This is a genomic window from Roseateles sp. YR242 (assembly GCF_900109745.1).
GTDB lineage: Bacteria > Pseudomonadota > Gammaproteobacteria > Burkholderiales > Burkholderiaceae_C > Roseateles.
Map to the genome: position 1 here is coordinate 16639 of NZ_FOAV01000012.1, position 21866 is coordinate 38504.

Genomic DNA, 21866 nt, shown 5'->3' on the forward strand with positions numbered 1-21866 from the left:
TCGCCCAGCACACTCCCATGATGGCCCAATATCTCCGGATAAAGGCCGAGTTCCCGGAGACGCTGGTGTTCTACCGCATGGGAGACTTCTATGAAGTCTTCTTTGATGACGCGCGCAAGGCCAACCAACTGCTCGACGTCACGCTGACCACACGCGGCCAGAGCGCTGGTGCGCCGGTCGTGATGGCCGGGGTGCCGGTGCATGCACTGGAAGCCTACCTGGCCAAGCTAATCAAGCTCGGCGAGGCGGTGGCCATCGCCGAGCAGGTGGGTGAAGTCGGCGCCAGCAAGGGGCCGGTGGAGCGCAAGGTGGTGCGGGTGGTCACGCCCGGCACCATCACCGACACCGAACTGCTGGCCGACAAGCAGGACTCCGTCCTGCTGGCCGTGTCCACCCAGGGCAAGACCTATGGCCTGGCCTGGCTCTCACTGACGCAGGGCCAACTGGGTCTGGCACAGTGCGACGAACGCGACCTGCCTTCCTGGCTGGCCCGCCTGGCACCGGCGGAGGTGCTGGTGGACCGCGAGAAACATCCGGCCGCCGTGCTGGCGGCCCGGCTCCCGATCACCAACCGTCCAGGCTGGCAGTTCGACACCACACTCGGTCAGCGCAAGTTGTGCGAGCAATTGGCGGTGGCCAGCCTGCAGGGGTTCAATGCGCAGGAGCTGACCGTCGCGCACGCGGCGGCAGCCGCCCTGCTCTCCTATGCCGAACATACGCAAGGGCGGGCACTGGCCCACGTCAAGAGCCTGGAGGTGCAACGGGCGACCGACCTGCTGGACTTGCCCCCCGCCACCCAACGCAACCTGGAACTGACCCAGACGCTGCGGGGCGAGACCTCCCCCACGCTGCTCTCATTACTGGACACCTGCCGCACTGGCATGGGCAGCCGCGCGCTGCGCCACTGGCTGCTGCATCCGCCGCGCGACCGCGCACCGGCCAAGGCACGCCAGGAGTCGATTGCCGAGCTGTTGACCACCGGCTTCGAACCGCTGCGCGAAGCACTGCGCCAGGTCTCCGACGTGGAGCGAATTGCGGCGCGCATCGCACTGCGCCAGGTGCGGCCGCGCGAGTTGGCCGGCCTGCGCGCCACGCTGCAGATCCTGCCCGAACTCGCCCAGACGGTGCCTGGCGGTGCGGCGTTGCTGGAAGAGTTTTCGCAGGGGCTGAACGCCTCGCCCCACCTGGCCGAACTGCTGACACGGGCGATTGCCGAGGAACCGGCGGTCCTGCTGCGTGATGGCGGCGTCATCGCCACCGGCTTCGATGAACAGCTGGACGAGCTGCGGGCGATCCAGGAGAACTGCGACGCCTTCCTGTTGGACCTGGAAACCCGTGAACGGGCGCGGACCGGCATTGGCAACCTGCGGGTGCAGTTCAACAAGGTGCATGGGTTCTACATCGAGGTCACTTCCAGCGGGCTGGACAAGGTGCCACTGGACTACCAGCGCCGCCAGACCCTGAAGAACGCCGAGCGTTTCATCACGCCGGAGCTCAAGACCTTTGAAGACAAGGCCTTGTCCGCGCAGGAGCGGGCATTGGCGCGCGAAAAGCTGCTGTACGAAACCGTGATCGACCAGCTCAGCGAAGAGCTGCCGACGCTGGGTCGGCTGGCGCGGTCGCTGGCCTCGCTGGATGTGCTGGCGACGCTGGCCGAACGGGCCGCAACGCTCAACTGGTGTCGCCCCGAATTTGTCAGCCATCCCTGCATCGACATCCAGGGCGGCCGCCACCCGGTGGTCGAGGCGCGGCTGCGCGAGACGGGCGCCGGCGAATTCATGGCCAATGACTGCCGGCTGGACGCCCGCACCAAGCTGCTGGTCATCACCGGCCCCAACATGGGTGGTAAATCCACCTTCATGCGGCAGGTGGCACTGATTGCGCTGTTGTCCGCCCTGGGCGCCTACGTACCGGCGACCACCTGCCGGCTCGGGCCCATCGACGCCATCCACACCCGGATCGGTGCCGCAGACGACCTGGCCAATGCGCAGTCCACCTTCATGCTGGAGATGACCGAAGCGGCGGCCATCCTGCATAGCGCGTCCGAGCAATCGCTGGTGCTGATGGACGAAATCGGCCGGGGCACCTCGACCTTTGACGGCTTGGCGCTGGCAGGTGCCATTGCCACCCACCTGCATGACAAGTGCCGGTCCTTCACGCTCTTTGCCACCCACTACTTCGAGCTCACCGAATTCCCGGCCAAGCATCCGCAAGCGGTGAACATGCATGTCTCGGCGGTGGAAAGCGGCGAGGACATCGTCTTCCTGCATGAGATCCAGCTCGGCCCGGCCAGCCGGAGCTACGGCGTGCAGGTGGCCCGGCTGGCGGGCATGCCGTCACCGGTGGTGCGGCAGGCCCGCGCAGCACTGGAAGCCCTGGAGGCGCGCGCCTCCGAGGGCGAAACGCAGATCGACCTCTTTGCCCCGCCGCCGGAACCCGCCTTGTCGGCCGTGGCAGATGTGGAATCTCCGTTGCTGGACGCCTTGCGTGACATCGACCCGGACGCCTTGAGCCCGCGCGAGGCGCATGCCATGCTTTACCAGCTCAAATCGGTGGCCAACCAGCGTCGCTGACGACTGGGCACTGCCAAAGGACTTGAACGATCACCCTCATGAGCACTGCCCAGCCCCACGCCAAACGCCCTGCCGATGACGAGTCGCCACCGACGCGGACGATCGTCTTCTCCCACGCCAACGGATTCCCCGCAGGTTGTTATCGCGTGTTGTTCGACGTTTGGCAGGCGGCTGGCTGGCAGGTGCATGCGCTGCCGCGCATTGGCCACAACCCCAGTTTCCCGGTCACCAGCAACTGGCCACATCTGCGTGATGAACTGCTTCATTTCATCCAGGATGAGGTCCAGCCGGCTGGGCCGGTGATGCTGATTGGCCACTCGCTGGGCGGCATCGTGTCGCTGCTGGCGGCCTGCAAGAAGCCCTCGCTGGCGGCTGGGCTCGTGATGCTGGATTCACCGGTGGTGGACGGGTGGCGGGCCCACAGCCTGCAGGTGGTCAAGGCCGCCGGGCTCATCCAGCGTGTGTCACCGGGCAAGGTCTCCCGGTTGCGCCGTCACGAATGGCCCAGCCGGCCGGACGTGCATGCGCATTTCGCGTCCAAGAGCAAATTCGCCCGCTGGGATCCCCGGGTCCTGCAGGACTACGTCGGCAGCGGCTTCGACACGCTGGCAGACGGCCGCGTGAAGCTGGGCTTCAGCCGGGACATCGAGACCCGGATCTACGACACCCTGCCCCACAACCTGCCGCACATCCTGCGCAACCACCCACCGCGTTGCCCGGTCGCCTTCATCGCCGGCACCCAGTCCGAGGAACTGCGCCAGGCGGGCGCCGCAGGCTCCAAGGCCCTGGCGAAACACCTGTTTCGCTGGTTCGAAGGCACCCACCTCTACCCGTTCGAGCGTCCCGACGACACCGCTGCGCTGGTGCTGGCATTGATGAGGGAGATGGCGCCCTCCCCGACACGCATATAATGCCGCTTTACCACCACGGCGTTTTTGGGTCCGGAAGAACCAGGGCGCTGCAAGACAATGACCAAGTACGTCTTCGTCACCGGCGGTGTCGTGTCCTCCCTCGGCAAGGGCATCGCATCGGCCTCCCTAGCGGCGCTTCTCGAGTCCCGCGGCCTCAAGGTCACCCTCATCAAGCTGGATCCCTACATCAACGTGGATCCGGGCACCATGTCCCCCTTCCAGCATGGTGAGGTGTTCGTTACCGATGACGGTGCGGAAACTGACCTGGACCTGGGCCACTACGAGCGCTTCATCACCACCCGGATGAAGCGCAGCAACAACTTCACCACCGGACAAATCTACATGTCCGTGCTGGAGAAGGAGCGTCGCGGCGACTATCTGGGCAAGACCGTCCAGGTCATCCCGCACATCACCAACGAGATGCAGGAATTCATCCGTCGCGGCGCCGGTCACGGCACGCCCGACGCGGTGGACGTGGCCATCGTTGAAATCGGCGGCACGGTGGGCGACATTGAATCGCTGCCGTTCCTGGAAGCTGCTCGTCAGATGAGCCTCAAGCTGGGCCCCACCAATGTGGCCTACGTCCATCTGACCTACGTGCCCTGGATCGCCGCTGCCGGCGAGCTCAAGACCAAGCCGACCCAGCACACCGTCCAGAAACTGCGCGAAATCGGCATCCAGCCCGACGCCCTGCTGTGCCGGGCCGACCGCCGCATCCCGGATGACGAACGCGAAAAGATCTCGCTGTTCACCAACGTGCCCGAGTACGGTGTGATCTCCATGTGGGATGTCAACACCATCTACAAGGTGCCGCGCGTCCTGCACGAACAAGGCCTGGACCAGCTCATCTGCACCAAGCTGCAGCTCAACACCAAGTCCACCGACCTCAAGCGTTGGGACACCCTGGTGCATGAGGTGGAGAACCCCAAGACCGAAGTCAACATCGCCATGTGCGGCAAGTACACCGACCTGTCGGACAGCTACAAGTCGCTCAACGAGGCGCTGCGCCACGCCGGCATCCACAACCATGCCCGCGTCAACATCGAGTACGTCGACTCCGAGACCCTGGACGATGAACACATCGGCCAACTCGGCAAGTTTGACGCCATTCTCGTGCCCGGCGGCTTCGGCAAGCGTGGCGTGGAGGGCAAGATCCTGGCGGCCCAGTATGCCCGCGAGCATCGCACCCCCTACCTGGGCATCTGCCTGGGCATGCAGGTCGCGACCATTGAATACGCCCGCCACCTGGCGCACCTGGACGGCGCGAATTCCACCGAATTCGAACCCGAATCCCCGCACCCCGTCATCGCGTTGATCGACGAGTGGCAGGACGCCGACGGCACCATCCAGAAGCGTGACGAAAAGTCCGACCTGGGCGGCACCATGCGTCTGGGCGCCCAGAGCTCGGACGTCAAGCCCGGCACGCTGGCCTATGAGATCTATGGCCCGGTCGTGACCGAGCGCCATCGCCACCGCTACGAAGCCAACGAGCACTACCTCGACCGCCTGCAAGACGCTGGCCTCGTGATCTCCGCCATCACCCAGCGCGAGAAACTCACTGAAATCGTCGAGCTGCCGCGCAACGTGCATCCCTGGTACATGGGCGTGCAATTCCACCCGGAATTCAAGTCCACCCCCTGGGGCGGCCACCCGCTCTTCACCGCCTTCATCAAGGCGGCGCTGGAACACAAGGTCAAGAGCGGCCACGGCACGAAAGCTGACAACACGGCTGACAACAAAGCCGATATCAAGGCCGCCTGAGCCCCACCCACCCCGGAGACCCCATGCCCGCCTTCATCATCATTGATGTGACCGTGACCGATGCCGACAAGATGGCGGCCTACCGCGAATGGAGCACCAAAGCGATGAAGGAGCATGGGGCCGAGGTGCTGGTGCGCGGTGGCGAGATCGAGGTCCTGGAGGGCGACTGGGCCCCCAGCCGCCTGGTGGTGCTCAAGTTCACCGACCGTGACGCGGCCAAGGGCTTCTATCACTCCGAGACCTACCTGCGCGCACGCCAGTTGCGTGAGAACGCCGGCATCGTGCGCATGGTCGTGGTGGACGGGGCCTGAGAGCTTCGACAGCACACCCGCAGATTGTTCAGCGCTGGTAACGGATAGCTGGCACCATGCGCGGCGCTAAGTTTTTCTACTTCTGGAGACTGTTTTCATGAGCGCGATTGTTGACATCGTCGGACGCGAGATCCTCGATAGCCGTGGCAACCCCACTGTCGAGTGCGACGTGCTGCTGGAATCCGGCGTGATGGGCCGTGCGGCCGTGCCGTCGGGCGCCTCCACCGGTTCGCGTGAAGCCATCGAACTGCGTGACGGCGACAAGAACCGCTACCTGGGCAAGGGCGTGCTCAAGGCCGTGGAACACATCAATACCGAGATCTCCGAAGCCGTGCTGGGCCTGGACGCCTCGGAACAAGCCTTCCTGGACAAGACCCTGATCGACCTGGACGGCACCGAGAACAAGAGCCGCCTGGGCGCCAACGCCATGCTGGCTGTCTCCATGGCCGTGGCCCGCGCTGCTGCTGAAGAGTCCGGCCTGCCCCTGTACCGCTACTTCGGCGGCATGGGCGGTGTGCAACTGCCGGTGCCGATGATGAACGTCATCAACGGCGGCGCCCACGCCAACAACTCGCTGGACCTGCAGGAACTCATGATCGTCCCCGTGGGCGCACCGAGCTTCCGTGAAGCCCTGCGCTGGGGTGCCGAAGTCTTCCACGCACTCAAGAAGATCATCGACAGCAAGGGCATGCCCACCGCCGTCGGCGACGAAGGCGGCTTCGCGCCCAACGTGGAAAGCCATGAAGCCGGCCTGCAACTGATCCTGGAAGCGATCGACAAGGCGGGCTACACCGCTGGCGAGCAGATCGCCCTGGCGCTGGACTGCGCGGCCAGCGAGTTCTACAAGGACGGCAAGTACGTGCTGGAAGGCGAAGGCGGCGTGCAACTGAGCGCCGAGCAGTGGACCGACATGCTGGCCACCTGGGTCGACAAGTACCCCATCATCTCCATCGAAGACGGCATGGCCGAAGGCGACTGGGATGGCTGGAAGCACCTGACCGAACGCCTGGGCAAGAAGGTTCAGCTGGTGGGCGACGACCTGTTCGTCACCAACACCAAGATCCTGAAGGAAGGCATCGACAAGGACATCGCCAACTCGATCCTGATCAAGATCAACCAGATTGGCACCCTGACCGAGACCTTCGCCGCCATCGAGATGGCCAAGCGCGCCGGCTACACCGCCGTGATCTCGCACCGCTCGGGCGAAACCGAAGACTCCACCATCTCGGACATCGCCGTGGGCCTGAACGCTGGCCAGATCAAGACCGGCTCGCTGTCGCGCTCGGACCGCATGGCCAAGTACAACCAGCTGCTGCGCATCGAGGAAGACCTGGGCGAAATCGCCGTCTACCCCGGCCGCTCTGCGTTCTACAACCTGCGCTGATCGCACAGCGTATGCGTGCCCTCGGGCACGCCGCAGAACACCCGGCAAAGCGCCTCCCTCGCGGAGGCGCTTTTTTCATCGGCCAGGTCTTGCCTCCTCACGCGTTACCAAACGTTGCGTCGGCACCGCATCTGCAAGCATTTGTGCGTAGCCCACCTGAATGCGGTAGCCCTGCCGCCATGGGCCGACATGGGCTGAGGCTAAACTTCGGCCCGTGAAAGCCCTGGCCATCGTCCTGACCGCCTTCCTGGTCGCCATCCAGGCTCAGCTCTGGCTGGGCAAGGGCGGCCTGGCCCGCGGCGTCCAGTTACGCGCGGAGGTGCAGGAGCAGCGTGAGGCCAACGAGAAGGCCCGCGCCCGCAACGCACAATTACAGGCCGAGCTGCTGGACCTGCGTGAAGGCCTGGAAATGGTCGAAGAAAAAGCACGCATGGAACTGGGCATGGTCAAGCCGGACGAAGTGTTTGTCCCCCTGCGACGCTGAACGTGATGGTGCCTGACTCGCTGCAAGCGCTGCTGGACGTGGCGCTCTCTCCCGCATTCATCGCCCTGGGCAGCCCCATCAGCTGGCTGGAACTGGCGGCCTTTGTGCTGGCCGTCTGGATGGTGGTGTGCAACATGCGGGTACAGGTGCTGGCCTGGCCCCTGGCACTGACCAGCTCCCTGCTCTACTTCGTACTCTTCTGGAGCGGCAAGCTCTATGGCGAGGCCACGCTGCAGTTGCTGTTCGCGGCGCTGGCGCTGTGGGGCTGGTGGCAATGGATGCGCGGCCGCACCCGGGACGGTCAGTCCCTGCATGTGCGCACCCTGGGCACCCGCGGCCGCTGGCTGGCCCTGATGGCCACGCTGGTGGCCTGGCCGCTGCTGGGGCTGTTCCTCCAGCACCGCACCGATTCCCCACTCCCCTACTGGGATGCCCTGCCCACCGTGGCCAGCATCACCGGCCAGTGGCTGCTGGGCCGCAAATACCAGGAGAACTGGCCCGTCTGGGTGGTGGTCAACTTGGTGAGCGTGGCGCTGTTCGCGTTCAAGGGCTACTGGCTGACGGTGGTGCTCTACGCCGTGTTCGTGCCGATGTCGGTGGCGGGCTGGCGCGCGTGGCAGCGGCAACTGGGCGCCGCGGTTCCGGCTTGAGGCCCCCATGGCGCTCCACATTGCGCTGCTAGGCGCCGAAAGCACCGGCAAGAGCCAGCTCGGCCTGGCACTGCAGGACCACCTGGCCCGCAACACTCGCCTGCGCCCGGCCCTGGTGACCGAATACCTGCGTGAATGGTGCAACCGCGAGGGCCGCACCCCGAGGCCGGACGAACAGATGGCCATCGCCATCGAGCAGCAGGCCCGCGGCCAGGCTGCCGCGCGCGACCATGATGTGGTGCTGCACGACACCACCCCGCTGATGACCGCCGTCTACAGCGACCAACTCTTCCAGGACAGCAGCCTCTACCCCTTCGCCATCCAGGCCCAGTCCGGCATGGATGCCACGCTGCTGATGGCGCTGGACCTGCCCTGGGTGGCCGACAGCATGCGCGACGGCCCCCACGCCCAGGCGCCCACGGACCGCCTGGTCCGCCGCGCGCTCCGTGCGGCAAAGCTGGACTTCAGCGTGGTCGGCGGCCGGGGTGACGACCGACTCGCGCAGGCGCTCAACGCCCTGGGCCCGCTGCTGCGCGCCCACGTGGCACCCGGCGACGGCCTCTTCAGCCGCCTGATGCAACGAGACGACAGTCTCGGCGGCGAATGGCACTGTGAACACTGCGACGACGCGGCTTGCGAACACGCCAGCCGCCGGCAACGTCGCTGAAACAAAACCGAAGGCACAATCTCGCCGGTCGTCAATCGCAAACGTTTGGGTATCAGGAGCTTTTTGATGGTTATCAGCCTCTCCCGCCTTCTGAATGCAGTTCCGGCGCGCTCAGCACTGCCCGTGGTGTTGGGTGCCGCGTTGCTCAGCGCGTGTGGTTCCTGGACGAACACGCCAGCCCCCACCGCCGCGTCAAACGCCCAGACGGTCGCGGTCAAGGTGCTGGCCATCAACGACTTTCACGGCAACCTGCTGCCGCCCGCAGGCGGCATCCGTCTGAAGGACCCGGCGGATCCGTCGAAAACCATCACCATCGATGCTGGCGGCGCAGAGCGCATGGCCACCGTGGTGCAGCAGCTCAAGGCCAAGAACCCGAACCACGTCTTTGTGGCTGCGGGTGACCTGGTGGGCGCCAGCCCGCTGCTGTCCGCCCTCTTCCACGACGAACCGACCATCGAATCCCTGGGGATGATGGGACTGGACCTGTCGGCCGTGGGCAACCACGAGTTCGACCAAGGCATCACCGAGCTGCTGCGCAAGCAGAACGGCGGCTGCCATCCCAAGGACGGCTGCAAGGGCCCCACATCGTTCACCGGCGCCCACTATCAGTACCTGGCCGCCAGCACCCTGGACACCGCCACCGGCAAGACCGTGTTGCCGGCCTATAGCATCAAGCGCTTCGAGGGCGTGCCGGTGGGTTTCATCGGCCTGACCCTCAAGGGCACGCCGGAGCTGGTCAGCCCCAACGGGGTGAAGGGCCTGGCCTTCCAGGACGAAGCCGAGACGGTGAACAAGCTGGTGCCGGAACTGGTCAAGCAAGGGGTGCAGACCGTGGTGGTGCTGATCCATGAAGGCGGCGCCCCTACCGGCAGCTACAACGAATGCCCGGGCATCTCCGGCCCGATCGTGGACATCGTGAAGAAGCTGGACCCCCATGTGGGCCTGGTGGTGTCCGGCCACACCCATCGCGCCTACAACTGCCGCATCGACGGCCGGCTGGTCACCAGCGGCGACAAGTACGGCACCCTGGTCAGCGAAATCGACCTGACCCTGGACCGCACCAACGGCCGCCTGGTTCAGGCCCGCGCCGAGAACCTGATCGTGCGCCCCGAAACGCCCAAGGACCCGCGCCAGACCGCGCTGATCGACGCCTACCAGAAGCTGGCCGGCCCGCTGATCGACCGACCGGTGGGCTTCCTGGCCAAGTCTCTGAGCAAGGAAGGCGCTGACAAGGACAAGGGCGGCGGCTCCACCGTCGGCCAGGCCGTGGCGGACGCCATGCTGACCGCCACAGCGGCCCCTGACGCCGGTGGCGCCCAGATCGCCCTGACCAACATTGGCGGCGTGCGCACCGGCATCGTCCGCCGTCCGGACGGCGTGGTGACCTTTGGCGACCTGTTTGCTGCCCTCCCCTTCTCCAACGCCCTGGTGGTGATGGAATACACCGGTGCCCAGCTCCAGCAGGCCCTGGAAGAGCAATGGCAGGCCAACGACAGCAAGTTCCTGCCGCTGCAGGTGTCACGCGGCCTGACCTATCAGTGGGACAAGCGCCGCCCGGTCGGCCAACGCCTGGTGCCTGGCAGCCTGACCCTGAACGGCCAACCAGTGCGCGCCGACCAGCGCCTGCGCGTGGTGGTCAACAGCTTCCTGCAGGCAGGTGGCGACGGGTTCGTCACGCTGGCCAAGGGGCGGCAGGTCCAGGTCGGCCCGGATGACGTCCAGGCCCTGGAGGCGTATTTCAAGAGCCACGGCACCACGCCGGTGGCACCCACCAGCCTGGACCGCACCGTGCGTGTGGATGCGGGTAGCGGCGATTGATCCGAGGTCGCCGGCCTGCGGTCGCCGGTCGCCGGTCGGCGGTGGGCTTTCGGCAATAAGTAGCCGGCCTCTGTGGGCCGGCCCGGGTCTTACTGGATGTTGCCGCTTCCAGGGGCCTGCTTCTCCACCTCGGTGAACAGCTCACCCACATCCACCGCGTCAAACACGTAGTGGTTGCCGCAGAACTCGCAGCCGATCTCCACGCCTCCCAGTTCAACGAGGATCTCGTCCACCTCCTGGCGACCCAGGCCCAGCAGCATGCGCCCCACCCGCTCACGCGAGCAGGTACACGCAAACCGCGGCGCCTGCGGCTCGAAACGGCGCACCGTCTCTTCCCAGAACAGGCGGCGCAGGATGGTTTCGCTGTCCAGCGTCAGCAGTTCCTCGCTGGTCAGCGTCGCGGCCAGCATGCTGATGCGGTTGTAGGCGTCCTCCATCAACTCGCGCTCCACGCCGGAGCTTGCACCGGCCTCCAGGTTGCCTTCGCCCTCAATGGGCAGGCGCTGGATCAGCAGGCCGGCGGCGATCTGGTCGTTTGCCGCCAGCACCAGCGTACTGTCCAGCTGTTCGGACTGGCGCATGTAGTGCTGCAGCACGTCCGAGAGCTTGTCCAGCGGCTCACCCTGCGGGCCCGTCAGCGGCACGATGCCCTGGTAGGGCTGCTGCCCGGGCAAGCGGTCCTTCGGGTCCAGCGTGATGGCACAGCGGCCCTGGCCGTGTGCATTGAGCATCTGCTGCAACGTGGCGTCGTCCGGTACGTCCTCACGGGTCTTGGCGGTGGCACGGAAGCTCATGTCCGGCTGCACCTCGGCCACGGCCAGCTTCAGCGGCCCATCCCCCATCACCTGGAAGATCAGCGAGCCGCTGAACTTGATGTTGGCCTGCATCAGCACCCCGGCCGCCGCCATCTGGCCGACCAGGTCGCGCACGGGCGGCGGCAGCGGCTCCTTGCGGCGGCTCAGCATGTCCTTCCAGCTGCTGTCCAGCCGCACCAGCATGCCGCGCACCGGCAGGCCTTCAAACAGGAACTTGTGCAGTTCGCTCATGGATATCCTTCAATCGATTCGAGTAAGCGTTTCGGCGTAGCGCTGGCCGTTGCGCACGTAGTGGGCGGCGCTCATGGACAGGCCGTTGATCTGTTCCGGCGTCAGTTCGCGTACCACCTTGGCCGGGGCACCCACGATCAGGCTGCCGTCCGGGAAGACCTTGCCTTCGGTCACCAGCGCACCGGCCCCGACCAGACAGTTGCGGCCGATACGGGCCCCATTCAAGACAATGGCCCCAATGCCGATGAGGGAGTTCTCCCCCACGGTGCAGCCGTGCAGCATCACCTGGTGGCCCACGGTGACGTTTTCCCCCAGCACCAGCGGCATGCCGGCATCCGCATGCAGCACGCTGCCGTCCTGGATGTTGGAGCCGGCACCGATGGTCAGGTGCTCGCTGTCGCCGCGCAACACGGCGTTGAACCAGACACTGACCCGGTCGCCCAGCGTCACCCGGCCAATGACCTGGGCGTTGTCGGCCACCCAGACGGCCTCGCCCAGTTCGGGCCGGTGGTCGCCCAGTTGATAAACAGCCATGGTGTGTGCTCCCGGTGAGCCGTCGGGGTTTCGCCGGCGCAAAAGCGATAATTCTAAGGATGGAACTTCGTACCCGCGCGCTGCAGGTCCTTCAGATCCCGGACCCGTACGAGAAGGCGGCGGCCGCCCGCGCGCTTTTTGACGGCCGGCCGACCCTGGCGCTGGACCCTGCCCTGATGCTGCAGCCCGGCACCGAGCTGCCCGGCCGCCCCGCCCGGCCGCAGCTGATGTCGGTGCTGCAGGTGCCTTCGCGCTCGCCTTTCACGACCGAAGGCCGGGCGGCGCTGCTGCACGCCATTGCCCACATCGAATTCAATGCCATCAACCTGGCACTGGACGCGGTCTGGCGCTTTCCCGGCATGCCGGAGGCGTTCTACACGGACTGGCTGCAGGTGGCCGCCGAAGAGGCCTTCCACTTCAGCCTGCTGGACGAGCACCTGCGCACCCTGGGCAAGCAGTACGGCGATTACGACGCCCATGACGGCCTGTGGTCCATGGCGCGCCGCACCGAGGGCGACGTGCTGGCGCGCATGGCACTGGTCCCCCGCACGCTGGAGGCCCGCGGGCTGGACGCCACACCACCGCTTCAGGCCAAACTGGCCAGGGCCGGAGACCATCGCGCGGTGGAGATTCTGGGCATCATCCTTCGGGATGAGGTGGGCCACGTGCTCATCGGCAACCGCTGGTATCGGCATCTCTGCAAGGCACGTGGGCTGGATCCGGTGGCGCTGTATCCCACCCTGGTGGAGCGCTTCGAGGCCCCACGCCTCAGGCCGCCGTTCAATGTGCAAGCGCGGACTGCGGCGGGATTCAGCCCCGAGGAGATTGCCTACCTCAGCAGTTGAGAAGCCGCCTCCCTCAATGCTCTCCACACCGTCCGATCTCTCGGCCCCTCTCCGCCACCCCGCCGCCCCTCTCGCCCACCCTCATCGGCACCGCCCCACGGCGGAACGAATGCCACCGCCCCCACCCCTTCATGTCCCGTATCCAAGCCAACCTCCTGCTCACCCTCATCGCCATGATCTGGGGGTCGGCCTTCGTCGCCCAGGCGCATGGCATGGAACACCTCGGGCCGATGATGTTTACCGGGGTGCGTTTCCTCATCGGCGCGCTGGTGGTGTTGCCGCTGATCGTCCGTGAGCGCCGCGCCCCGGGCGCCAAGGTACTGACGCGCGGTGACGGCTGGAAGATCATCGGCCTGGGCGTGCTGCTCACCCTGGGCGCGGCCCTTCAGCAAATCGGCATCCAGTCCACGACGGTGACCAACGCCGGATTCCTCACCGCGCTGTACGTACCGCTGGTGCCGCTGCTGGGCTGGCTGCTGCTGCGCCATTGGCCGCACTGGTCCGTCTGGCCGGGTGCGCTGGCCTGCCTGGTGGGGGCCTTCCTGCTGTCGGGCGCGCATGAATTGAACATCGGCCTGGGCGACGCCTGGGTGATGGCCTCCGCCCTGCCCTGGGCCATCCATGTGCTGCTGATCGGCGTGGTGGCAGACCGCATGAACTCCCCCTACACCGTGGCCGGGGGGCAGTTTCTGTGCTGCGGGCTGTTGGGGTTGGCCTGGGGCCTGGGCTTCGAGACCTGGAGCTGGGAAGGTCTGCAGTCGGCAGCGTGGCCGCTGCTCTACACAGGCGTGCTCTCGGTGGGCGTCGCCTTCACCGCACAGGTGGTCGCCCAGCGTTATGCCCACGCCGCGGATGCCGCCATCATTCTTTCGTCGGAGACGCTCTTCACCGCCGGCTTCGGTTATGTGCTGATGGGCGACCGGCTGTCGCCATCCGGCCTGCTGGGCTGCGGGCTGATCCTGGGCGCCATGCTGTTCATCCAGTTGCTGCCGATGTTGCGGGTGCTGCGGCCTCGCGCCGCCTGAGCCGGATTTGCCCGTGCCTGGCCCCGGAGCCGGGCCAAGCCTGACGCCGGTCAGTCCAGCGGGAACGCCGTGCTGCGTTTGACGGTCCTGAGCACCAGCATCGAATTGGCCCGGGCCACCCCCGGCAGCTGCATCAGGACCTGCGTGTGCAGCCGCTCCAGATCCTCGGCATCCCGATAAGCGAAGCGCAGCAGGTAGTCGTTGCTGCCCGCCACATAGAAGCAGTCCAGGATGTCCGGGGAGTCCTTCACCGCCTGCTCAAACTCCGCCAGCGCTGCCGGCGTCATCCGCTCCACGTTGATGATGGTGTAGCTGGTGCCGGGCTTGCCGATGGCCTTGGGATTGAGCAAAGCCACCACTCGGTCGATCACGCCCTCTTCTTCCAGGCGCTTTACCCGCCGCAGGCAGGCAGATGCTGAAAGGTGCACCTGCTGCGCCAGCGCCTGGTTGGACAGGCGGGCATCCTGCTGCAAGGCCGCCAGAATGGCGCGATCAATCGAATCCAATGTGGGGCTGGTGCTCATGGGCGGCATTTTCTGCGAACCCCGAGCACAACCGCCGCAAAAAATTGCGCCGCCTCGGGTTTTCCTGACATCACGACGCTCGCCGATTGTGCGCACGCTTGCCTAGACTGGCGGTATGACACAGCCCACCCAGACCGACCTTGGCGCCTACTGGATGCCCTTCACCGCCAACCGGCAGTTCAAGGAATCCCCCCGCCTGCTAACGCGGGCCGACGGCATGTACTTCACTGACGACAAGGGCCGCCGCGTGCTGGACGGCATTGCCGGGCTGTGGTGCGTGAATGCCGGCCACAACCGGCCGCGCATCGTCAAGGCCATCCAGGAACAGGCGGCGGAGCTGGACTTCGCCCCACCCTTCCAGATGGGCCACCCCAAGGCGTTTGAACTGGCCTCCCGTCTGGCCGACATCGCCCCTACCGGCCTGAACAAGGTGTTCTTCACCAACTCCGGCTCGGAGGCGGTGGAGACGGCGCTCAAGATCGCCCTGGCCTACCACCGCGCCCGCGGCGAAGGCCAGCGCACGCGGCTGATCGGCCGTGAGCGGGGCTACCACGGCGTGAACTTCGGCGGCATGTCCGTGGGGGGCATGGTGGCCAACCGCAAGATGTTCGGCACCTTGCTGGCCGGCGTGGACCACATCCGCCACACCCATGACATCGGCCGCAATGCGTTCAGCGTCGGCCAACCCGCCCATGGGGCGGAACTGGCGGACGACCTGGAGCGGCTGGTGGCCCTGCACGACGCGTCCACCATCGCTGCCGTCATTGTGGAGCCCATCGCCGGCTCGGCCGGGGTGTTGCTGCCCCCACAGGGCTACCTGCAACGCCTGCGCGAGATCTGCGACAAACACGGCATCCTGTTGATCTTCGACGAAGTCATCACCGGCTTTGGCCGCACCGGGCAGCCGTTTGCCGCGCAGACCTTCGGCGTCACGCCCGACCTGATGACCACGGCCAAGGGCCTGACCAACGGCTGCGTGCCCATGGGGGCCGTGTTTGCGCGGCAGACCATCCACGACACCTTCATGCAAGGGCCGGACCACCTCATCGAGTTCTTCCACGGCTACACCTACTCGGCGCACCCGCTAGCCTGCGCCGCCGGCCTGGCCACGCTGGACACCTATGCGGAAGAAGGCCTGCTCACCCGCGCCGGTGAGATGCAAGGCTACTTCGCCGAGGCCTTGCATTCGCTCAAGGGGGAGCCGCACGTGATCGACGTGCGCAACTTCGGACTGGTGGGTGGTGTAGAGCTGACACCGCGCCCCGGCGAGCCCACCAAACGCGCCTTCACCACCTTCCTGGACTGCTGGGATCAGGGCGTGCTGCTGCGCACCACCGGCGACATCATTGCCCTCTCCCCACCGCTGATCGCCAGCCGGGAGGATCTGGACCGCATGATTGATGCGATCCGGACGGCGTTGCGTCGGCTGCCCTGAGACACCGCTCGACAAGGCCTCCGCAGCTGGACGCAGCCCGATACGGCCGGACAGGGGCCGACAGGTCCCTGCCACCGTTGCACCATCAGGCATGATGGCGTCACTCATGCAAAGCTCCGCCTCGCCATCCCGCCCGTCATCCGCCACGCTTGTCACCCACGGCCATGCGCACCATGTGCCCTGGCTGGCTTACGGATGCCTTGCCGCCAGCACCAGCGTCATCGGCAGCTATGTCGGCCTGTCCAAGCTGCTGGTGGCGGTGTTCCCGGTGTTCCTGCTCGCGTGGCTGCGTTTTGGCATGGCGGCCGTGATCATGATGCCGTGGCTGGCGCGTACGCCGGATGAAGGGCCGATGTCGCGCCGCACCAAGGGGCTGCTGTTCCTGCTGTCCTTCTTCGGGAACTTTCTGTTCTCGATCTGCATGCTGTTCGGCGTGCGGCACAGCTCCGCCGTCGTCGCCGGCGTCGTCATGGCCGGCATCCCGGCGGCTGTGGCGCTGTTGTCCTTCATCTTTCTGCGTGAGCGCATCGGCGCGCGGGTGCTGGCGGGCATTGCCCTGGCGGTGTCAGGCATTGCCCTGGTCGCCTTGAACAAGCAAGACAGCGGCGCCGCCGCCCAGAGCGGCTGGGGCGCCCTGCTGCTGCTGGGCGCCGTCTTGTGCGAGGGCAGTTATGTCGTCATTGGGAAGCGGCTGACGCAGGCCTTGTCCGCCAAGCGCATCAGCGCGTTGATCAATCTCTGGGGCCTGGCGCTGGTGACACCGCTGGGGATCTGGCAGGCGCTGGTCTTCAATTTCGGTGCTGTTGATGTCAAACACTGGGGCCTGCTGCTGTTCTATGCGGTGGCCGCCAGCATGATCACCGTCTGGCTGTGGATGCAGGGGCTGCGACATGTCAGCGCCCCCAAGGCTGGGGTGTTCATGGTCTTCCTGCCGATCTCGACGGCGGTCATCGGGGTCGTTTTCCTGGGTGAAACGATGTCCAGCCTGCAGCTCCTGGCCTATGCGCTGGCGCTGGGGGGCGTGGTGTTGGCGACCTGGCCGAATCGAGTCACATCTGGGGGAGCCATCACGTCCGCACCCATCACGGTCAGCGAGACGGGCACTGGCAAAGCCACGGCCACGAGCACGGCCACAGCCAGAGCGACAGGCACGGCCACGGCCACGGCCACAGCCACAGGCACAGCGTCTCCAGCTTCCCCGCTGGACCTGTAGGCGCCAGGCCACTGTAAATCCCGTAGAGGGAACCCGGGCTCGCGAGAGGTATGCAGACTCCTGGTCTGGCCCTGCTTGGCCTGCTTGGCCCTGCTTGGCATTGCTGGCCTTGCCCCTCTCCCCGACTTATAGCTGCTGCACGAAAAGCAATGACTTCTGCCCGAAAACGGGCTGCAGCAAGGCCTCCGCCTCCTGTAGGCTTACTACCAATGTAATACCATTTGGGATTCCGTCTGTATTCCGCCCTGTACGGTTCCCCCATTGATGCCTGCTACCCACGACTCCCTGACCAGCGCCAGCCCTCCCCAGCAATGGGAAGCGTGGGTGCGCGACTGGTTCTCCGTTCTGAAGCAAGCGCCGCGGGAGAGCCTGGCCGGCCACGCGGGCGGCAATCGCGCGCCCGGCATTGGTACCGGTGCCGCTGCCGGCGTGGACACGCCCCCGCATGCCCTGGTGTTCGCGCCACACCCGGATGATGAGTGCATCGTCGGGGCCCTGCCCTTGCGTCTACGGCAGGAAGGCGGCTGGCGGGTCACCAACGTCGCGGTGACGCTGGGCAGTCGCCTGGAGCGACGTGCCGAGCGCCTGGCTGAGCTGGAAGCGGCCTGCGAGGTGCTCGGTTTCGAATTGCGCTTGCTGGCGGCGGACGGTTTCGAGCAGGTCAAGCCAGAAGCGGCCGACGCCGGCACACCGCTGTGGCGGGCCCAGGTCACGCAGGTCGCCGAGCTTCTCAAGGCGGAGCGTCCTGGCCTGGTCCTGGTGCCTCACGCGGCGGATGGCATTCCCACCCACATCGGCGTCCACCGCTTGGTGACAGACGCGCTGCGGGAGGCGCGCCTGTCCACCGTGGTCGCCTGGACCGAGTTCTGGGCCACGCAGGACGCGCCCAACACGCTGGTCGAGACCGGCGTGGCCGACACCGCCCGCCTGGTTCGCGCCCTGGCCTGCCACCATGGCGAAATCGCCCGCAACCCCTACCATCTGCGGCTGCCGGCCTGGATGGCAGACAACGTGCGCCGGGGCGGAGAATTGCTGGCCGGTGCCGGCGAAGCGCCGCCACCGTTCGGCTTTGCGACCCTGTACCGCCTGTCCCGATGGGTGGACGGCGAGCAGGCTGCTGACCTGCCACCGGCCACGCTTGCCTGTGATCTGCCACTGTCGTTCAAGACTCTCATTGCTTCCCCACCTCCATGAGCCCGACGCCGCCCCCCACGCATCTCCGTGTCCATCAGTTCGCCGGCCTCAAGCCGGGGCCTCGCCTGCTGGTGAGCGCCGCCGTGCACGGCAACGAGGTGGCGGGAGTGGGCGCCATCCAACGGGTGATGCGCCTGCTGGACGATGGCAGCCTGCAGTTGCTCAAGGGCACGTTGACCATGATTCCCATCGTCAACCCACTGGCGCACCGCCTGCAGCGCCGCGAGGGCGACCGCAATCTCAACCGCAACCTGCGCCCCACCCCCATCCCGCAGGACTTCGAGGACCGCATCGCCAACCAGCTCTGCCCCTGGCTGGCGGCCAGTGATGTGCTGCTGGACCTGCACAGCTTTAACAACCCCGGCCCTGCCTTTGCCATGCTCGGCCCGCGCAACAACGACGGGGACCTGGAACCCTTCCGCCACCAGGCCGCCGAAAGCGCCCTGGCCATGGCGGTCGGCACCGAGCGCATCGTTGAGGGCTGGCTCTCCACCTATGCCCTGGGCCTGAAGCGCCGCGCCGACAAGGCCAGCGACGGCAGCCGCCGCATGGCCCTGCAGCAGGACCCGCATTACGGTGTCGGCACGACCGAATACATGCGCAGCCAGGGTGGCTACGGCATCACGCTGGAATGCGGGCAGCATGAAGACCCCCAGGGGCCCGAAGTCGCCTTCAAGGCCATCGTGCGCACGCTGGTGCTGCTGGGCATGGTGGCGCCGGGCGGCGTGGCGGGTGTGGAACCGGCGGCCCCCCAGCGCCCGGTGGAATTGCTGCAACTCTATGAGGTCATTGACCGCGAGCACGTGGATGACCGCTTCGAACGCGCCTGGGCCAGCTTCGACCCCATTGCCGAAGGCGAGCGCATCGGCACGCGGGCGGATGGCACACCGGTGTTGGCACCGTCGGGCGGCCGCATCGTCTTCCCCAACAGCAAGGCCGAACCTGGCAATGAATGGTTCTACCTGGCAAAGCCCAGCGACCGAGTGTTGACTTGAGCCTGCGGCTAGAGTGCGGGGCATGAACGACACGACCCGCCTCGCGCCGCTGCGCATCGATTTCGTCTCCGACGTGGCCTGCCCCTGGTGCGCCGTCGGCCTCAAGTCCCTGGAGACCGCACTGGCGCGGCTGCCCGAGGTGAAGGTGGACCTGCACTTTCAGCCGTTCGAGCTCAACCCGGACATGCCACCGGAGGGTGAGGACATCGAGGAACACCTCAACCGCAAATACCGCTCGACGCCAGAGCAGCGCCAACAGATTCGCCAGCATCTTCGGGAGCGTGGCGCCGCCGTGGGCTTCACCTTCACCGAGGGCGCCCGCAGCCGCATCTACAACACCCTGGATGCACATCGGCTGCTGCACTGGGCTGGCCTGCAGTCCGCACAAGCCCAGCGTGATCTCAAGCTGGCCCTGCTGACGGCTTATCACACCCATGGCAAGAACCCGGGCGATCGAGAGGTGTTGCTGGAGACCGTCGCCAGCATCGGCCTGGACCGGGCGCAAGCCGCACACGTCTTCGACAGCGGTGAGTTCGCCAACGAGGTGCGTGAAGCAGAGGCGCTCTGGCAAGGCCATGGCATCAGTTCGGTGCCAGCGGTGATCATCAACGAGCGCTATCTGGTGTCCGGTGGTCAGCCGCCTGAGGCCTTTGAGCAGGCCTTGCGGCAGGTGACGCAGGAGATCGAAAGCGGGATGCTGGCGCAAGGGGGATGATCCGCGTCCGGGCAGCGCCCTGACCTGAGACAATCCGACGTCATCTCACCGGGGCCCGCGTTGTCCGCGTGGCCCTTTTTGTTTTTGCGCATTTGTAGTTCCGTCCATGTTCAAGAACCTGATCATTTATCGCATCGCCAATGACTGGCAGCCCAACGCCGAGAAGCTGGAAGACGCGCTGGAGCAGGAGCGTTTCGAACCCTGCGGCGCCACACAGGCCCTGTCGGCCGGCTGGGTGCCGCCGCGTGGCGAGCCGGGCGCCCGGCTGTTGGAAGAAATCGACGGCCATTGGCTGGTGAGCCTGCGGCTGGAAAAGCGCGTGCTGCCGGGCTCGGTGGTGCGAGAGCACCTGGATGAACTGGTCGAGAAGATCGAGCAGGAAACCGGGCGCCGCCCTGGCAAGAAGCAGCAACGCGACATGAAGGAGCAGGTGGAGCTGGAGCTACTGCCGCGGGCCTTCACGCTGCAATCGCACCTGCGTGTGTGGATTTCTCCCAAACAGCACCTGCTGATGGTGGATGCCGGCTCGTTGGGCAAGGCGGATGAGCTCATCAGCCTGCTGGTGAAGGCCGACACCTCGCTCAACCTGCACCTGCTGCAGAGCGCTGAATCCCCGGCGGCCTGCATGGCGGCCTGGCTGATGGATGGTGTGCCTCCCAAGGACTTCATCATCGACCGCGATTGCGAGCTCAAGGCCGCCGACGAGATGAAGGCGGCGGTGCGCTACGCCCGCCACAACCTGGACACCGACGAGGTGAAGGCCCATCTGACCAGCGGCAAGATGCCGACCCGTCTGGCCATGACCTGGAAAGAGCGGGTCTCCTTCACGCTGACCGACACGCTGCAAGTCAAGGGCATCAAGTTCCTGGACGTGGTGTTCGACGGCCGTGACAAACCCGCCAAGGACGAGGCATTCGACGTGGACGCGGCGCTGGCCACGGGTGAGCTGAGCCACCTGATCCCCGAGCTGGTGGAAGGCCTGGGCGGCGAACTGGACTTCATCGGACAGTCGGCCAAGATTGCGGCGGAGCATGCGCCTAAGGGGTCGGCGACGGCAGCCGTGGAGGCGCACCGCGCGCCGGCGATGGATGCTGAAGCGGCGACGGAAGCCGCGCCGTGGGATTGAGTTGATATCCCACGAAGCGACTGCCGTCTGATTTGCATCAAACGTCAAAGCGCCTGCGCCTCCTAGAACAGACTCTGCTGTTCCCCGACCTGCTGACCGGTGGCTCGGGCTTCAATCGCCAACAATTTCAGCTTGGTGTCCACACCGCCCGGCGCCGAGAACCCCGTCAGGTTGGCCGCCTTGCCGGCGCTGGGCGCGCCCATCACACGATGGCAGGGCACGATGGGTGCAAACGGGTTGTGCCCCTCGGCCCGGCCCACGGCGCGAGCCGCATGGGGTTGCCCTACGCGAGCAGCGACTTCGCCATAGGTCAGGGTCTGGCCCACCGGGATGCGGCGCGTCAGCGCCAGCACCTCACGGTCAAAGTCCGGCAGCAAGTGGTCGTCGAGCACGATCTCCAGCAAATCCCGCGGCTCTCCAGCCAGCAGCGCAGTGACGCTCTCACACGCATGGCGAACCGTCTCGGGTAGCTCGGCGGCCACGGTGACCTCCATGGCGCATGGAAAACGTACCCGCATGCGGTCGCGCGTGGCCAGGGCACTTTCCTCCGGCAGCTGCGACCCTACGATGCCTCGCGAGGTCCAGGCAATGCCGCAACACCCCAACGCGGTGTCATAGCAATAGAAGCGGACGATTTCCTGCATCACCTCGCTCC

The 21866-nt window shown here is 66.2% G+C and carries 21 protein-coding genes; 17 read left to right on the forward strand and 4 right to left on the reverse strand.

Translation table 11 applies throughout. The features are described from left to right. Window positions 1–17 precede the first annotated feature (17 nt). The 9 genes from mutS (at window position 18) to BMY53_RS19475 (ending at window position 10559) form a co-directional block, all read left to right on the forward strand. Complete coding sequence (gene mutS / locus BMY53_RS19435; protein WP_092948263.1) at window positions 18–2573, forward strand: DNA mismatch repair protein MutS; 2556 nt, start codon at window positions 18–20, stop codon at window positions 2571–2573. Window positions 2574–2611: 38 nt separating this feature from the next. After that, on the forward strand, window positions 2612–3484 hold the full coding sequence (locus BMY53_RS19440; RefSeq protein ID WP_092948155.1) for an alpha/beta hydrolase: 873 nt from the start codon (window positions 2612–2614) through the stop codon (window positions 3482–3484). A gap of 57 nt (window positions 3485–3541) precedes the next feature. Beyond that, the gene (locus BMY53_RS19445; protein ID WP_092948156.1) at window positions 3542–5245 is read left to right on the forward strand and encodes a CTP synthase; all 1704 of its coding nucleotides are present in this window, start codon (window positions 3542–3544) and stop codon (window positions 5243–5245) included. 23 nt (window positions 5246–5268) lie between these two features. Continuing rightward, window positions 5269–5556: a DUF1330 domain-containing protein gene (locus tag BMY53_RS19450; RefSeq protein ID WP_092948157.1), complete on the forward strand. Its 288-nt coding sequence runs from the start codon at window positions 5269–5271 to the stop codon at window positions 5554–5556. 97 nt (window positions 5557–5653) lie between these two features. Beyond that, on the forward strand, window positions 5654–6940 hold the full coding sequence (eno, locus tag BMY53_RS19455; RefSeq protein WP_092948158.1) for a phosphopyruvate hydratase: 1287 nt from the start codon (window positions 5654–5656) through the stop codon (window positions 6938–6940). Between the two features lie 214 nt (window positions 6941–7154). Beyond that, window positions 7155–7424 carry a cell division protein FtsB gene (gene ftsB / locus BMY53_RS19460; RefSeq protein WP_092948159.1) on the forward strand — a complete coding sequence of 90 codons (270 nt, stop codon included), beginning with the start codon at window positions 7155–7157 and terminating at the stop codon, window positions 7422–7424. Between the two features lie 5 nt (window positions 7425–7429). Further along, window positions 7430–8074, forward strand: a complete 645-nt coding sequence (pnuC, locus tag BMY53_RS19465) for a nicotinamide riboside transporter PnuC (RefSeq protein WP_092948160.1) — start codon at window positions 7430–7432, stop codon at window positions 8072–8074. A gap of 7 nt (window positions 8075–8081) precedes the next feature. Next, window positions 8082–8741, forward strand: a complete 660-nt coding sequence (locus BMY53_RS19470; RefSeq protein WP_092948161.1) for an AAA family ATPase — start codon at window positions 8082–8084, stop codon at window positions 8739–8741. A 66-nt stretch (window positions 8742–8807) separates the two neighbouring features. Then, entirely contained in the window at window positions 8808–10559 is a 1752-nt protein-coding gene (locus BMY53_RS19475; RefSeq protein ID WP_092948162.1) for a bifunctional metallophosphatase/5'-nucleotidase, read from the forward strand. Window positions 10560–10648: 89 nt separating this feature from the next. Here the strand turns inward: BMY53_RS19475 and BMY53_RS26005 are convergent, their stop codons facing one another. Together BMY53_RS26005 and BMY53_RS26010 are read right to left on the reverse strand one after the other, a co-directional pair. Further along, a complete protein-coding gene (locus BMY53_RS26005) occupies window positions 10649–11605 on the reverse strand; it encodes an Hsp33 family molecular chaperone HslO (RefSeq protein ID WP_177200966.1) in 957 nt (318 codons plus the stop codon). A 9-nt stretch (window positions 11606–11614) separates the two neighbouring features. Next, window positions 11615–12139 (reverse strand): gamma carbonic anhydrase family protein, encoded by a 525-nt coding sequence (locus BMY53_RS26010; protein WP_177200967.1) that lies wholly within the window; start codon window positions 12137–12139, stop codon window positions 11615–11617. Between the two features lie 59 nt (window positions 12140–12198). On the opposite strand from BMY53_RS26010, the gene BMY53_RS19485 reads away from it, so the two are divergent. Further along, window positions 12199–12984 carry a ferritin-like domain-containing protein gene (locus tag BMY53_RS19485; RefSeq protein WP_092948163.1) on the forward strand — a complete coding sequence of 262 codons (786 nt, stop codon included), beginning with the start codon at window positions 12199–12201 and terminating at the stop codon, window positions 12982–12984. Window positions 12985–13115: 131 nt separating this feature from the next. Then, on the forward strand, window positions 13116–14009 hold the full coding sequence (locus BMY53_RS19490; protein WP_092948164.1) for a DMT family transporter: 894 nt from the start codon (window positions 13116–13118) through the stop codon (window positions 14007–14009). A gap of 50 nt (window positions 14010–14059) precedes the next feature. Here the strand turns inward: BMY53_RS19490 and BMY53_RS19495 are convergent, their stop codons facing one another. Then, window positions 14060–14533: an Lrp/AsnC family transcriptional regulator gene (locus BMY53_RS19495; protein ID WP_310732125.1), complete on the reverse strand. Its 474-nt coding sequence runs from the start codon at window positions 14531–14533 to the stop codon at window positions 14060–14062. Between the two features lie 115 nt (window positions 14534–14648). Between BMY53_RS19495 and BMY53_RS19500 the strand changes: the two genes are divergently transcribed. The 6 genes from BMY53_RS19500 to BMY53_RS19525 all read left to right on the forward strand — a co-directional run bounded on the left by BMY53_RS19500 (window position 14649) and on the right by BMY53_RS19525 (window position 21211). Further along, window positions 14649–15968 (forward strand): omega-aminotransferase AptA, encoded by a 1320-nt coding sequence (locus tag BMY53_RS19500; RefSeq protein ID WP_092948166.1) that lies wholly within the window; start codon window positions 14649–14651, stop codon window positions 15966–15968. Between the two features lie 106 nt (window positions 15969–16074). After that, window positions 16075–17181, forward strand: a complete 1107-nt coding sequence (locus BMY53_RS19505; RefSeq protein WP_092948264.1) for a DMT family transporter — start codon at window positions 16075–16077, stop codon at window positions 17179–17181. 264 nt (window positions 17182–17445) lie between these two features. Then, complete coding sequence (locus BMY53_RS19510; protein WP_092948167.1) at window positions 17446–18375, forward strand: PIG-L deacetylase family protein; 930 nt, start codon at window positions 17446–17448, stop codon at window positions 18373–18375. Next, the gene (locus BMY53_RS19515) at window positions 18372–19370 is read left to right on the forward strand and encodes a succinylglutamate desuccinylase/aspartoacylase family protein (RefSeq protein WP_092948168.1); all 999 of its coding nucleotides are present in this window, start codon (window positions 18372–18374) and stop codon (window positions 19368–19370) included. Before BMY53_RS19510 ends, BMY53_RS19515 begins: the two co-directional genes overlap by 4 nt. Before the next feature lie 22 nt (window positions 19371–19392). Further along, window positions 19393–20085: a DsbA family oxidoreductase gene (locus tag BMY53_RS19520; protein WP_092948169.1), complete on the forward strand. Its 693-nt coding sequence runs from the start codon at window positions 19393–19395 to the stop codon at window positions 20083–20085. Between the two features lie 106 nt (window positions 20086–20191). Continuing rightward, window positions 20192–21211 (forward strand): recombination-associated protein RdgC, encoded by a 1020-nt coding sequence (locus BMY53_RS19525; RefSeq protein ID WP_092948170.1) that lies wholly within the window; start codon window positions 20192–20194, stop codon window positions 21209–21211. A 62-nt stretch (window positions 21212–21273) separates the two neighbouring features. Here BMY53_RS19525 and BMY53_RS19530 read toward each other — a convergent pair whose 3' ends face one another. Then, window positions 21274–21855 carry a methylated-DNA--[protein]-cysteine S-methyltransferase gene (locus BMY53_RS19530; RefSeq protein ID WP_092948171.1) on the reverse strand — a complete coding sequence of 194 codons (582 nt, stop codon included), beginning with the start codon at window positions 21853–21855 and terminating at the stop codon, window positions 21274–21276. Window positions 21856–21866 lie beyond the last annotated feature (11 nt).